The following is a 13,126-nucleotide window of genomic DNA, read 5'->3' on the forward strand; positions in this document are numbered from 1 at the left end:
GGAGCGAGGGCTCCTGGGGTGAGGACTCAGAGAACCCGCAGTTCATGGGGCCGGGTGTTCAGCGCCTCGTGACCGTCGTCGGTCACCACCACGATGTCCTCGATGCGCGCGCCCCAACGGCCGGCGAAGTACACGCCGGGTTCGACGGAGAACGCCATTCCGGATCGCAACTCGAGGTCGTTGCCGCCGACGATGTAGGGCTCCTCGTGCACCGAGAGTCCGATGCCGTGACCGGTGCGGTGGATGAACTGCTCGGCAAGTCCGCTCTCCCGCAACCGATCCCGTGCGGCCGCATCGATCGATTCCGCGGTGACACCGGGACGTACCGCGGCCACCGCGAGTGCCTGCGCATCCTGCAGCGCGGCGTAGGCATCGGCGATCTCCGATGAAGGCTCCGAAAAGCAGTAGGTGCGTGTCGAATCCGAGTTGTACCCGGGTTCCACGGGGCCACCGATGTCGATGACGACGATGTCGTCGGGCGTCACCACGCGATCGGACTGTTCGTGATGGGGGTCGGCGCCATTCGGTCCGGACCCCACGATGACGAATTCGGCACCGGTATGCCCCTCGGCGACGATGGCCGCCGCGATGTCGGCGGCGATGGCGCGTTCGGTCCGCCCGGGCCGCAGCCACTGCCCCATCTGCGCATGCACACGATCGATGGCCGCCCCGGCCCGACGGAGGGCGTCGATCTCGTCGGCATCCTTGATCATTCGCAGTTCGCGCAGCACATCGGTCGCCAGTTGTGGTGTCGCAGCGATCCGGTCGGCGATCGGAATGACATGGAGCGCGGGCATGGCGTCCGACACCGCGATCCTGGCGGCGGACGGCAACCCGGCGAGCGCCAACGCGTGGGCGTCCTGACCGTCGACCCAGTCGGCGACCTCGATGTCGAGGTCTCCCACCGCGGACTCACGCAACGATGCGGTCTCCAGACGAGCCACCACGAGTCGGGGCGTTCCGTCGGCGGGGATCACCAACGCGGTGAGCCGCTCGAAGGTGTTCGCGCGCGACCCGACCAGGTACCGGAGGTCGGGACCCGGCGAGACGATCAATGCATCCAGGCCTGCCTTCCCGGTGAGTTCGGCCGCGCGGGACACCCGCGCTCGATAGACGTCGGAACCGAAACGCGCTGCGGTGGTGCTCATGTGGGCAGCCTACGCGGGATTCACCCGAGTGTGACGCCGACGAACGTTGGCGAGTGGACGTGACACCGGGATGGATCGGCCCGGACCGGGATGACACAGTGGTAAGCGTGGCCGACACTCACCCGACCGGATCGCTCATGCTCCTCGACGGGGCCAGCCTGTGGTTTCGATCGTTCTTCGCCCTGCCGGAGAAGATGACCGCGCCGGATGGGCGCCCGGTCAACGCCGTTCGCGGGTTCATCGACACCATCGCGAATCTGGTCACCCGTGAGCATCCGACGCGGCTGGTGGTGTGCCTGGACCTGGACTGGCGGCCGACGTTCCGGACCGACCTCATTCCGTCGTACAAGGCGCACCGGGTGGCGCACCCCGCGACCGGTGGCACCGACGTGGACGTCGAAGAAGTACCCGACACCCTCACACCGCAGGTCGACATGATCGCCGATGTGCTTGCGGCGGTGGGACTGTCGACCTCGGGCGCGCCGGGATGTGAGGCCGATGACGTCATCGGCACACTGGCGTTCGCCGAAGCCACGGACCCGGTGATCGTCGTCAGCGGCGATCGGGATCTGCTGCAGGTCGTCACCGACGACCCGGTGCCGGTGCGGGTCCTCTACGTCGGACGTGGGCTGGCCAAGGCGGAGATGATGGGCCCGCGCGAGGTGGCCGAGAAGTACGGCGTTCCGCCGGAGCGGGCCGGCGCGGCGTATGCGGAGATGGCGATCCTGCGCGGCGATCCGTCCGACGGTCTCCCCGGCGTGTCGGGGATCGGTGACAAGACCGCGGCCAAGCTCATCTCGGCGTTCGGTGGTCTCGACGAACTCGAAGCGGCCGTCACCGACCCCGCATCGGATCTGCCGCCACGCAATCGCAAGGCCTTGGTCGCCGCCGCCGACTATCTGTCGGTCGCGCGCACCGTCGTTTTCGTGCGCACCGACGCGGAGACGATCGACAGCGGGAACGATCACCTACCGACGGCCCCGGCCGATCCGGCACGCCTGGCCGACCTCGTCGAGGAACTCGGCATCGGCGCGTCGATCACGCGGCTGTCCAAGGCGTTGGCCTGGGACGTCTGACATGCGCTGTGACACCACGGTGCCTGGGTGCGCAGATCTGGCTGCTCACCCAGGCACCGTAGGAGTCACCGAGATCGGGGCACTCAGCTGGTCGGCCGGGCCACCTGGTACTTGCCGTCGTCGTCGAGGAAGGTCACCTTCACGTTCTGCTGCTGACCGCCGACCTTGACCGTGCAGGTAAACGATGCGCCCTTCTCGACGCGCTGACCGGATGGGCAACTGACGCCGGTGACGTCACTGGCCTGATAATCCTCTGTGAGGACCTGCTTGACGCCACTCTCGGCGGCGGACTGATCGAGCGACCGCGGCCACCACCACAACCATCCGGTGACGACGATGACGATCGCGATGACGACGAGAGCGGCACCCACCCCGATGAGGATCTTCCACGGACCCTTCTTCTGGCCGGTGGCCATCCCACCGAACTGATCGGGCTGCCCGTAGGCGCCGTACGGTCCCGGCTGGCCCGGCTGACCCGGTTGCCCTGGCTGGGAGAACTGACCCGGCTGGCCGAACTGACCGAAGCCTGCCGTGCCCGGCTGGCTCGGCTGTCCCGGGGCGAATCCACCGCTGCCCGGCGCGCCGAACGGAGAGGTTCCCGGCTGTGCCGGCTGACCGTATGGGTTGCTCGCCGCTCCCGGTTGGGCCGGTGTGCCGTAGGGCGTGGTGCCGGGTTGCCCGTACTGACCGGCCGCCTGCTGAGTGGGATCGGCACCGTATCCACCGGGTTGCTGTGGGGTCGTCGGAGCCATCTGCGTCGGGTTGTACTGTCCGGGCGCACCCGGTGTCTGTGGCGGCGTTCCGAATCCGCCGGAGCCATATGCGGGCGGCGGCGTCTGCCCCGGGGTGGGTGTCGCGGTGGTCGGCGGTGCCGGTTGGCCGGTCTGTCCGAAACCGGGTTGCCCGTATGCCGGTGGTTGGCCGAATCCGGGTGTCGCCGGCGGCACCGTGGTGGGATCGCCCGGTGCCGGTGCCGGTGGCTGTCCCTGTCCGGGGATACGGACGATCTCGGTCTTACCGTCCTCGGGACCACCGCCCGCGCCATGGGGTGGCTGGCCGGCCTGTCCGTTCGGGTCGTTGGGGTAGCTCATGTGTGGTGTCTCCCGCCCTCTTCTCGGTCGCCGTGGCCACCGGATGTGCTGCTCGCTCAACCGGGTCGGCAGACACTGCGACACCGCCCGATGCTGTCCGAAACGTTACCTCAGGCACCACACACAATCACTTACTCACGCCCGATGCGCACAAGTGTCGGTCAGACGACCGAACGCGCGAGGTCACCCCAATTCGGCCGCGACGACGCCACGTCGGATGGAACCCACCGCCGACCGGGCCGGACGCGCCAGCGGGGAATCGTCTCCGACGCAGAGTCGGATCTGTTCGAGGAGGTCGACGACCTGCCGGTTCCACCGCACGAAGTCGCCCGGTGAGAGCAGATGGCCGCGTTCTCCGGCGGCGGCGAGACACTCGGTCAACGATCGGCCGCTCACCCACAGGGACACCGCCACGGAGAACCCGGTGTCGGGTTCGCGGGTCGGCGCGACCCGGTGACGGGTCTCGAGGGTGCTCACCTGTCGCCAGATGTCGACGGTGTCCATCATCGCCGTGCGCAGCGCCGGATTCCCGGGCAGGGCGTCCACCCCCGAATAGCTGTCACGCCGAGACTCGAACACCATCGACGCGACCACCGCGGCGAGGTCGGGAGGCGAGAGCGAGTCCCAGATGCCCGCCCGGATGCATTCGGTGACCACGAGGTCGCTCTCACTGTAGATACGGCCGAGCACCTCGCCGGTGGGCGTGACGCGCACGGTCCCGTGGTCGTACTCGAGGTAGCCGAGTTCGCTGAGCACGCCGACGATGTGGTCGAAGGTGACACCGAGTGTCGAGGTGCGCTCCCCGATCCGTTGCTCGGCGCTGACGATGTCGCGGAGCAATCGGTTGCGGCGTTCGGCGAGCCGGAACAGTTCGTCGGAACCGTCGATGCGGTGGGCGGGATGCGCGCGCAGTTCGTGTCGCAAGCGGCGCAGTTCGGCGTCGTCGGTGGCCTCCGCACGCTTCTTTCCGCGGCCACGCGGCATCTCGATCCCGGTCGATCGCAGCGCCGCGGCCAGATCCCGCCGGCCGCGGCCGGTGCGGCGGTCGACGTTGCGCGGCAACCGCATTCCCCCGAGCACCTCCGGCGGGTTGATGAAATCGCCGATGCCGACGCGACCACACCACGCATCCTCGGTGAGGACGAGGGGTTTCGGGTCGGCGGGCTGGGTGGCGGTTTCGAGGACCACAGCGAGGCCGCGGTGCCGCCCACTCGGGACACCGATCACCGCTCCGCGTTTGAGGGAGGTCAACTCGGCGGCGATCGAGTCGTGGGTGGTGACGCGGCGTCGGAACTTGAGGTCGCGTTCGGTTCGCCGGATCTCCTCACGCAGGGTGATGTAGCCGAGGAAGCCGTCGTGGGCGCCGTCGGCCGGGGTGCGATCGCCGGGTTCCAGCGGTCCCGGATCGATCCCACGGGCCCGCGCGGCCTCGGCGAGCGCCACGTCGAGCTTGCGGAGCTGCCGCCTCATCTCGTCGACCTTGCGGGCCTGCCCGACCACCGAACGGTCGGCCTGGAACTGGGCGAATGAGCGGTTGAGCAGATCGCGGGAGCCGTTGATGCCCAGGCGTCCGATGAGGTTGACCGCCATGTTGTATTCGGGTGCGAAGGAGCTGCGCAACGGGAAGGTGCGGGCGCCGGCCAGGCCGGCGACCTGTTCGGGGACCATGTCCGGCGACCACACGATCACCGCATGCCCCTCGACGTCGATGCCGCGACGACCGGCACGCCCGGTGAGCTGGGTGAATTCGCCGGGACTCAGGTCCACGTGCGCCTCACCGTTGAACTTCACCAACCGCTCGAGCAGGACCGACCGCGCCGGCATGTTGATCCCCAGCGCCAGGGTCTCGGTCGCGAACACCATGCGGACCAGCCCGCGGACGAAGAGCTCCTCGACGGTGTGCCGGAAGGTCGGCAGCATCCCGGCGTGGTGCGCGGCGAAACCACGTCGCAGCCCGGCACGCCACTCATCGACACCGAGTACGTCGGCGTCGGCGGGTGAGAGATCCATCAGGTGGCGGTCGACGACCTCGTCGACCGCGGCGACCTCGTCCGGTGCGAGCAGGCTCAGACCCGAACGCAGGCATTGCGCCAGCGCCCCATCGCATCCGGCCCGGGAGAAGATGAATCCGATGGCCGGCAGCAGGCCTTCCCGGTCGAGCTGTTTGACCACCTGCGGCCGGGACACGGTATTGCTGCGACGCGGTCGGCCGGACCGCCCTCGATGACCCCGCCGATCGTCGTCGTCGGTCAGCAGGATCCGGTGTCGGATGAAGCGTTTGAGGTCCGGATTGACCTTCGGTCGTTCGCCCGGTGCGTGGTGCGGATCGAAGAGATCGAACATCCGGTTGCCGACCAGCATGTGCTGGGTCAGCGGGACCGGACGATGCTCGTCGACGATGACGGTGGTGTCGCCGCGAACGGTCTGAATCCACTCCCCGAACTCTTCGGCGTTGCTGACCGTCGCCGACAGGCTGACGACCCGCACGGACGGTTCGAGATGCAGGATCACCTCCTCCCACACCGCACCGCGGAAGCGGTCGGCGAGGAAGTGCACCTCGTCCATCACCACATGCGACAGACCGGTCAGCGCCGGGGAGTTCGCGTAGATCATGTTGCGGACGACCTCGGTGGTCATCACCACGACCGGTGCATCGGAGTTGATCGAGGTGTCGCCGGTGAGCAGCCCCACCGATTCCTTGCCGTGCACGGCGACGAGATCGGAGTACTTCTGATTGCTCAGGGCCTTGATCGGGGTGGTGTAGAAACACTTGGTTCCCGACGCCAGTGCGAGATGTACGGCGAACTCGCCGACGATGGTCTTACCCGCCCCGGTCGGGGCGCACACGAGCACCCCGTGGCCGTCCTCGAGTGCGTGACAGGCACGGATCTGGAAGTCGTCGAGCGGAAAGCCGACGCGGGCGGCAAACCGGTCGAATGCCGAATGGGTGGGAGCAGGCCGGGAATCGACCGCAGGGTCGGTGGGAGTCATCGCCTCCAGCATGTCACTGTCGAGGACGTGCGGGGCAGCGACACGTCACGATCCGAGCGTGCCCGGCGCGATCGGAGCAGGTCGCGATCAGAGCACGTCGTCGAAGGTGTGTCCGTCCCGCGCGGACCGCCGGGGACCGGCAGGAGCCGATGACGCGGTCGGCGCCGTCGAGGGTGCGCCGACCTGCGAGGCCATCGGACGGGGAGAGGGTGCCGGGATCGTGGAGGCCTGATCGTCGGGCAGCGATTCCCACTCGGCCGAGCGTTTCGTGCGTCGCCGGTCGTTGAAACGGGCGATCTGGATCGCGATCTCCTGCAGCATGGTCAACGCCAGTGCCAGCGCCAGCATGGTGAACGGGTCCTGCCCGGGTGTCACGATCGCGGCGAAGACGAACATGGTGAAGATCAGGCCGCGTCGCCACGCCTTGAGACGCGCGTAGGTGAGAACACCGACGAGATTGAGGGCCACGATCAGCAGCGGCAACTCGAAGCTGACGCCGAAGATGATCAACAGATGGATCATGAACCCGAAGTACTGATCGCCGGCGAGCGCGGTGACCTGCACATCGTTGCCGACGGTGAGCAGGAAGTGGAAGGCCTTGGCGACGACCAGATACGCCAGCACCGCACCCGCGACGAAGAGCACCGCGGCCGAGGACACGAATCCGATCGCGTACTTGCGCTCGTGGGAATGCAGGCCCGGGGTGACGAACCCCCAGATCTGATACAGCCAGATCGGGCAGGCCAACACCAGACCGGCGGTCAGCGCGACCTTCAGTCGCAGCATGAACTGGTCGAACGGCCCGGTCGCCAGCAGGCGGCAACTGTCGTCGGGGGTCAGCGAGGCGCGCGTCGATGCAGGCAGGGAACAGTAGGGTTCGCGCAGCAGGTCACCGAGCGACGGCAACCCCAGAAACCCATGGGAATACCAGATGAATCCGACGATGGTGGTGACCACGATGGCCACCATCGAGACCAGCAGTCGGTACCGCAGCTCTTGCAGATGCTCGACCAACGGCATCGTGCCGTCGGGATTCAGTTTGCGTTGGCGCCGTCGCGGGTCGAGTGGGATCCGCACAGTGGACGAACCTCAGGCGGACTTCTTCGTGGTCTCGTCGGTGCTCGACGAGGCATGCGGTGCCGAATCCGGCGAGGCCGGCAGTTCGCGTGGCTTCTCGGGTTCGGGCTTGGCGGCCGCGGGGGTCTCGCCGTCCTTCTGCATCTCCTGGACCTCGCTCTTGAAGATGCGCAGGGACTGCCCCAGACCCCGCGCGGCGTCGGGGAGCTTCTTCGACCCGAACAGCAGAACCAACACGATCAGCACGATGACCCAGTGCCACCACGACATTGCACCCATGAAGAACTTCCCTTTCCCCGTCGTCTGGACCTCATCGTACCGCGCGCATCACACCCATCGTTGCGCGCGCGAAGAGTTGCCCCCGTCACCGATAGCGTGCACGCGCCGCCGCGGCCGCGGCGATCACCGAGTTCGCGACGTCGGCGTCGTCGATCACCCGCACGTGCCCGCCGAAGCCGAGGAGGAATCGGGTGAGCCATTCCGGCGATCCGTACACGATCCGGGCGCGAACCGGGGCCTGCGGATCCGTTCGTTCGTCGAGCGCCTCGACCGGAGTCATCGTGTAGTAGTCGAGGATCCACAACTCTCCCGGATCGATCTCGATCAACGCGGTCGGGAGATCCGGGTTCTCCGACAGGATCGGCGACTGCGACGAGACGGCGGCCTGCTCCGGCGGCATGGACGGTTCGTCGAGCAATGTCGCGTCGTCGATCCGGTCGAAACGGAACAACCGAACGCCCTCGCTGTCGCGGCACCACGCTTCCAGGTAGGTGTGACTGTCGACGGCCTGGATGCCGATCGGATCGACCACGCGTCGGGTGACGATGTCGCGGGTGGCCGAGTAGTAATTCACCGACAGTGCGCGACCGGTGCGGACCGCCTCCCGGACCGTGCGGTACTGCGCGGATTCGGTGTGGGCGCCCGCATCGCCGGATGTGCCCGCGACCCCCGGGATGGTCAGGCCCACGGCCTGCTCGATCTTGGCGATGGCCCGGGTGGCGGCCTCGCTGTCGACGACGCCCGGGGTGTCCACGAGGGCACGCAGGGCGATCAGCATGATGCTGGCCTCGGTCGGTGTCAGCCGCAGCGGCCGGTCCATCCCCGCGGTGAATCCGACGTGAACGTGTCCCTCGCTGAACTCCAGCTCGATCAGGTCATCCGGGTAGTACCCGGGGAGTCCGCAAACGAACAGTTGCTCGAGATCCCTGGTCAGTTGGGGGACGGTGACGCCGAGGTCGGCTGCCGCCTGCTCGACCGAGATCCCGTCGTGGGCAAGGAAATACGGAACCAAGGCGAGGAGTCTGCTCAGTCGTGAGGGTGCCGAGGCGGCCATCACCGGTTCACCTGCGCCAACTGATCGAGTGCGGAGACCACCGACTCGCGCAGTTCCGGTGGTGACAGCACGACGGCGTCCGCACCGGCGCCGAGGACCATTCGCGACAACGTCGACAGGGAGCGGATCTCGAGGTCGAGCAGGTCGCCCGGCTCCCCCGAACGGTCGAAGGACTCGCTGCGCTTGGCCGCTCGGCGCAGCCCGGCGGCCCGGCCGGACGCCACCCAGATCCGTGCGGTCCGCCCGTCCGACCCCGCGGCCGAGTCGACCGCGGCGGACACGATCCGTTGCAGGTCCGTGCCCTCGGGTGGCCGCGACCGGCCGGCCGGTCCGATGGCGTCGACGTCGGAGACGCGACTGAGCCGGAAGGTGCGGGTGTCGTCGCGGTCGCGGTCGTGGCCGACGACGTACCACCGGCCGTGGTGGGTGACCACGCCCCACGGTTCGAGTGTGCGACGCACCCCCGCGGTCCCCGACCCCGCGCGGTAGGTGAAGGTGATCGCACGCTCGGCCTGCAAGGCCGACAGCACCGCCCCGAGGGTCGCCTCGGTACCCATCGACCGTGTCGAGCCCCCCGCAGACATGCCGATCTCGTCGTCGGCCCGAACGTCGAAACCCGCGGCCCGCAGCTTCAAGACCGCGGTCTGGGAGACCGCTGAGATCTCCGGGGTGTCCCATAGGGTGGCGGCCATGGCGATCGCGGCGGCCTCGTCACGTTCGAAACTGATGTCGGGCAACTCGTAGCTGTCCCGGTTGATCCGGTAACCGTCGAGCCCATGGCCCATCGACGACGGTCCGGTGACCAGCGGGATCCCGAGGTCGCGGAGCTCTGTCTTGTCCCGTTCGAACATCCGGTTGAACGCCTCGACCGACTGGTCGTCGTCGTTGTAGCCGACGACGTTGCGGCGGATGTACTCGGCGGTGACGAACTGCCGTGTGGACAGCAGACAGATCACCAGGTTGAGCAGACGTTCGACCTTGGAAACCTTGGATGTTGGTGCCACCCGAGCAGCCTACGACTCACATGGACGCGATCAGGCGATCGACGCGCTCATCAACACTGCGGAACGGGTCCTTGCACAGCACGGTGCGCTGGGCCTGATCGTTGAGCTTGAGGTGCACCCAGTCGACGGTGAAGTCACGGCCGGCCTTCTGCGCCGCCGAGATGAAGTCACCGCGCAACTTGGCCCGCGTGGTCTGCGGCGGTTCGTTGACGGCGGTCTTGATGGCCTCGTCGGTGGTCACCCGACGGACCAGCCCCTTCCGGCTCAGCAGGTCGAACACGCCGCGACCACGTTTGATGTCGTGGAAGGCGAGATCGAGTTGCGCGATCTTCGGATCCGACAGATCCATCGAGTACCGGTCCTGATAGCGCTGGAAGAGTTTGCGCTTGATCACCCAGTCGATCTCGGTGTCGACACCGGAAAAATCGCCGCTCTCCACCGCGTCGAGCATGCGGCCCCACAGATCGACCACCATGTCCATCTCGGGATCCGGACGTCGGTTGACCAGGTGCTCGACGGCCCGCGCGTGGTACTCGCGCTGGATGTCGAGGGCGCTGGCCTGCCGGCCGCCGGCCAGTCGCACCGGCCGGGTGCCGGTCGTGTCATGACTGACCTCGCGGATGGCGCGGATCGGATTGTCGAGCGCGAAATCGCGAAATGCGACGCCCGCCTCGATCATCTCCAGCACCAGCGCCGCCGAGCCCACCTTCAGCAGGGTTGTCATCTCCGACATGTTCGAGTCGCCGACGATGACGTGCAGACGGCGGTACTTCTCGGCGTCGGCGTGCGGTTCGTCGCGGGTGTTGATGATCGGCCGCGACCGGGTCGTCGCCGACGACACGCCCTCCCAGATGTGTTCGGCCCGCTGCGACAAACAGAACGTCGCCGCCTTCGGTGTGGCGAGGACCTTGCCGGCACCGCAGATCAACTGCCGCGTCACCAGGAACGGCAGCAACACATCGGAGATTCGGGAGAACTCGCCGGCCCGGACGACGAGATAATTCTCGTGACAACCGTACGAATTGCCCGCGGAGTCGGTGTTGTTCTTGAACAGATAGATGTCGCCGCCGATACCTTCGTCGGCCAGTCGCTGCTCGGCGTCGACCAACAGGTCCTCGAGCACCAACTCGCCGGCCCGGTCGTGGTTGATCAGCTGGACGAGGCTGTCGCATTCGGCGGTGGCGTACTCCGGATGGGAACCCACGTCGAGGTAGAGCCGGGCCCCGTTCTGCAGGAACACGTTGGAGGACCGGCCCCACGACACCACGCGGCGGAAGAGATACCGCGCGACCTCGTCCGGACTGAGCCGACGATGTCCGTGAAAGGTGCACGTGACACCGAATTCCGTCTCGATGCCCATGATTCGACGCTGCACGTGATCAACCCTACCCGTGTGACCGGCCGCTGACCGGGCAGTGACGCTCACTCACCCGCGGTGTCACCCGACCCCGATTCGGCGGTCGATCCCGAGGCCGGGTCCGTGTCCTCACCGGTGGACGCGGTGGCCGGTGAAGACACAGCGCCGGCAGCGCCCAGGACCTCCTCGACCTGGGCACGCGAGAGTCGCTTGAACGCGCGTCGCGGCCGATTGCGGTCGAGGATCGCCACCTCGAGATCCCCGGGATCGAGGTCTCGCGGTGCCCCGGCGCTTCCGTTGCCCGACTCGATCGGCGTGGCCAGTGCCGTCACGGCCACCGACAACGCCTGCGCCAGTGGAAGATCCGGGCGATAGGTCTCCTTCAGGGCCGCGGCGATGGACTCCGTCGCACCACCCATCACCAGGAACCGCGTCTCGTCGGCGATCGAACCGTCGTAGCTGATCCGGAACAGCTGCGAGGGCTTGGGTTTGCCGGGACGCGACACCTCCGCCACACACAACTCCACCTCGTAGGGCTTCGGTTGCTCGGTGAACACCGAACCCAACGCGTTGGCGTAGGTGTTGGCCAGCGACAGCGCCGACACGTCGTTGCGGTCGTAGCTGTATCCGCGCATGTCGGCGAGCTGGATACCCGCCTTCCGGAGGCTCTCGAACTCGTTGTACTTGCCCACCGCCGCGAAGCCGATCCGGTCGTAGATCTCGCTGGTCTTGCGCAGCGTGTTCGACGGATTCTCCGCGACGAACAGCACACCGTCGGCGTAGGTGAGGATGATGACACTGCGTCCCCGCGCGATGCCCTTGCGAGCCAACTCCGAGCGATCCCGCATGATCTGCTCGGCGCTGGCGTAATACGGGAACGTCACCGTGACCCTCCTTCGTGTTCGGCCGCGCGACGTTCGACGATCGCCCGCGCCGCCGCCTCGATGGCATCCGACTCGACCTCACGGGCGCCGTCGGCACCGACGATCACGGCGAGCGGAAAGATCTTGCGGACGATGTCGGGGCCGCCGGTGGCGGTGTCGTCGTCGGCGGCGTCGTAAAGGGCCTCGACCGCCACCGCGAGAGCGGAATCGGCGTCGAGGTCACGACGGTAGAGCTTCTTCATCGACGACTTCGCGAACACCGAACCGGAACCGATGGCGGTGTACCCGCCGAATTCCTCGTGACGGTCTCCGGCGACATCGAAGGAGAAGATCCGTCCCGGCTCGGACGGATCGTCGTGGTCGATGTCGTAACCGACGAGCAGCGGGATGGCCGCGAGACCCTGCAGCGCCGCGCCGAGGTTGCCGCGCACCATCGACGCCAGTCGGCTGACCTTGCCGTCGAGGGTCAGTGGGACGTTCTCGATCTTCTCGTAGTGCTCGAGTTCGACCGTGAACAGGCGCACCATCTCGATGGCGATCCCCGCCGTCCCGGCAATGCCGGCGGCCGAGTACTCGTCGGTGATGTAGACCTTCTGCACATCCCGGGTGGCGATGAGGTTGCCCATCGTCGCGCGCCGATCGCCCGCGAGGACCACACCACCCGGAAAACTCACCGCGACGATCGTCGTTCCGTGCGGGATCTCGGATGTGTCGGCCGTGCCACCGAAGGCGCTCATGCGCTCAGCACGCGCCGCCGGAAGCTGATCCGGGGCGTGGGTCCTGAGGTAGTCGCTGAACGAGGAGATGTCCGCGCCGAGCGAGAGGGAGGGACGGGCTGTGGACGGGGAACTCAGTGAACCGAACGGATCGCTCACTGGCCGCCCTTCTGGACGTAGGCACGCACGAAGTCCTCGGCGTTCTCCTCGAGGACGTCGTCGATCTCGTCGAGCAGATCATCGGTGTCCTCGGCCAGCTTCTCGCGACGTTCCTGGCCCGCACTGCCGTCGGCACCGAGATCGTCATCGTCGCCGCCACCGCCGCGCTTGGTCTGTTCCTGCGCCATCTGCACTCCTTAATTCTGCGGCGGCTCCGCCGCCGCGTGTGTTCCGCGCTGTGCTGCACCGCTCTTCGTCGTCAGCGACGTTGCTCGCTTCGCTCGCTTGTC

Annotated in this window: 12 protein-coding genes; 1 reads left to right on the forward strand and 11 read right to left on the reverse strand. The window is 67.4% G+C overall.

Translation table 11 applies throughout. The features are described from left to right. Window positions 1–26: 26 nt before the first annotated feature. Window positions 27–1,148, reverse strand: a complete 1,122-nt coding sequence (locus ACWDPV_RS09990; RefSeq protein ID WP_449742821.1) for a M24 family metallopeptidase — start codon at window positions 1,146–1,148, stop codon at window positions 27–29. Window positions 1,149–1,285: 137 nt separating this feature from the next. Between ACWDPV_RS09990 and ACWDPV_RS09995 the strand changes: the two genes are divergently transcribed. Then, a complete protein-coding gene (locus ACWDPV_RS09995) occupies window positions 1,286–2,224 on the forward strand; it encodes a 5'-3' exonuclease (RefSeq protein ID WP_449742993.1) in 939 nt (312 codons plus the stop codon). Window positions 2,225–2,307: 83 nt separating this feature from the next. Here ACWDPV_RS09995 and ACWDPV_RS10000 read toward each other — a convergent pair whose 3' ends face one another. From ACWDPV_RS10000 to ACWDPV_RS10045, 10 genes are all read right to left on the reverse strand, one after another. After that, a complete protein-coding gene (locus ACWDPV_RS10000) occupies window positions 2,308–3,315 on the reverse strand; it encodes a DUF4333 domain-containing protein (RefSeq protein ID WP_449742822.1) in 1,008 nt (335 codons plus the stop codon). Window positions 3,316–3,498: 183 nt separating this feature from the next. After that, window positions 3,499–6,318, reverse strand: coding sequence for a DEAD/DEAH box helicase (locus ACWDPV_RS10005; protein WP_449742823.1), 2,820 nt, complete (start codon window positions 6,316–6,318; stop codon window positions 3,499–3,501). A gap of 75 nt (window positions 6,319–6,393) precedes the next feature. Further along, window positions 6,394–7,383: a twin-arginine translocase subunit TatC gene (gene tatC / locus ACWDPV_RS10010; RefSeq protein ID WP_449742824.1), complete on the reverse strand. Its 990-nt coding sequence runs from the start codon at window positions 7,381–7,383 to the stop codon at window positions 6,394–6,396. Window positions 7,384–7,395: 12 nt separating this feature from the next. Further along, a complete protein-coding gene (gene tatA / locus ACWDPV_RS10015) occupies window positions 7,396–7,662 on the reverse strand; it encodes a Sec-independent protein translocase subunit TatA (protein WP_449742825.1) in 267 nt (88 codons plus the stop codon). A gap of 85 nt (window positions 7,663–7,747) precedes the next feature. Next, window positions 7,748–8,716, reverse strand: a complete 969-nt coding sequence (locus ACWDPV_RS10020) for a helix-turn-helix transcriptional regulator (protein ID WP_449742826.1) — start codon at window positions 8,714–8,716, stop codon at window positions 7,748–7,750. Next, complete coding sequence (locus ACWDPV_RS10025) at window positions 8,716–9,720, reverse strand: helix-turn-helix transcriptional regulator (protein WP_449742827.1); 1,005 nt, start codon at window positions 9,718–9,720, stop codon at window positions 8,716–8,718. Before ACWDPV_RS10025 ends, ACWDPV_RS10020 begins: the two co-directional genes overlap by 1 nt. A gap of 16 nt (window positions 9,721–9,736) precedes the next feature. Continuing rightward, entirely contained in the window at window positions 9,737–11,095 is a 1,359-nt protein-coding gene (pafA, locus tag ACWDPV_RS10030) for a Pup--protein ligase (protein WP_348803854.1), read from the reverse strand. Window positions 11,096–11,142: 47 nt separating this feature from the next. Next, window positions 11,143–11,961, reverse strand: a complete 819-nt coding sequence (gene prcA, locus ACWDPV_RS10035; protein ID WP_449742828.1) for a proteasome subunit alpha — start codon at window positions 11,959–11,961, stop codon at window positions 11,143–11,145. Then, on the reverse strand, window positions 11,958–12,836 hold the full coding sequence (gene prcB, locus ACWDPV_RS10040; RefSeq protein WP_449742829.1) for a proteasome subunit beta: 879 nt from the start codon (window positions 12,834–12,836) through the stop codon (window positions 11,958–11,960). Before prcB ends, prcA begins: the two co-directional genes overlap by 4 nt. Further along, on the reverse strand, window positions 12,833–13,024 hold the full coding sequence (locus tag ACWDPV_RS10045) for a ubiquitin-like protein Pup (RefSeq protein ID WP_348803851.1): 192 nt from the start codon (window positions 13,022–13,024) through the stop codon (window positions 12,833–12,835). The genes prcB and ACWDPV_RS10045 overlap by 4 nt, the downstream gene beginning before the upstream one ends. Window positions 13,025–13,126: the final 102 nt, after the last annotated feature.

The organism is Gordonia sp. NPDC003504 (genome assembly GCF_053587995.1).

What these genes read in the sequence shown, in the direction of transcription:
- ACWDPV_RS09990 (WP_449742821.1), bottom strand. Translation starts at nt 1,148, where the DNA reads ATGAGCACCACCGCAGCGCGTTTCGGTTCCGACGTCTATCGAGCGCGG.
- ACWDPV_RS09995 (WP_449742993.1), top strand. Translation starts at nt 1,286, where the DNA reads ATGCTCCTCGACGGGGCCAGCCTGTGGTTTCGATCGTTCTTCGCCCTG.
- ACWDPV_RS10000 (WP_449742822.1), bottom strand. Translation starts at nt 3,315, where the DNA reads ATGAGCTACCCCAACGACCCGAACGGACAGGCCGGCCAGCCACCCCAT.
- ACWDPV_RS10005 (WP_449742823.1), bottom strand. Translation starts at nt 6,318, where the DNA reads ATGCTGGAGGCGATGACTCCCACCGACCCTGCGGTCGATTCCCGGCCT.
- tatA (WP_449742825.1), bottom strand. Translation starts at nt 7,662, where the DNA reads ATGGGTGCAATGTCGTGGTGGCACTGGGTCATCGTGCTGATCGTGTTG.
- ACWDPV_RS10020 (WP_449742826.1), bottom strand. Translation starts at nt 8,716, where the DNA reads ATGGCCGCCTCGGCACCCTCACGACTGAGCAGACTCCTCGCCTTGGTT.
- ACWDPV_RS10045 (WP_348803851.1), bottom strand. Translation starts at nt 13,024, where the DNA reads ATGGCGCAGGAACAGACCAAGCGCGGCGGTGGCGGCGACGATGACGAT.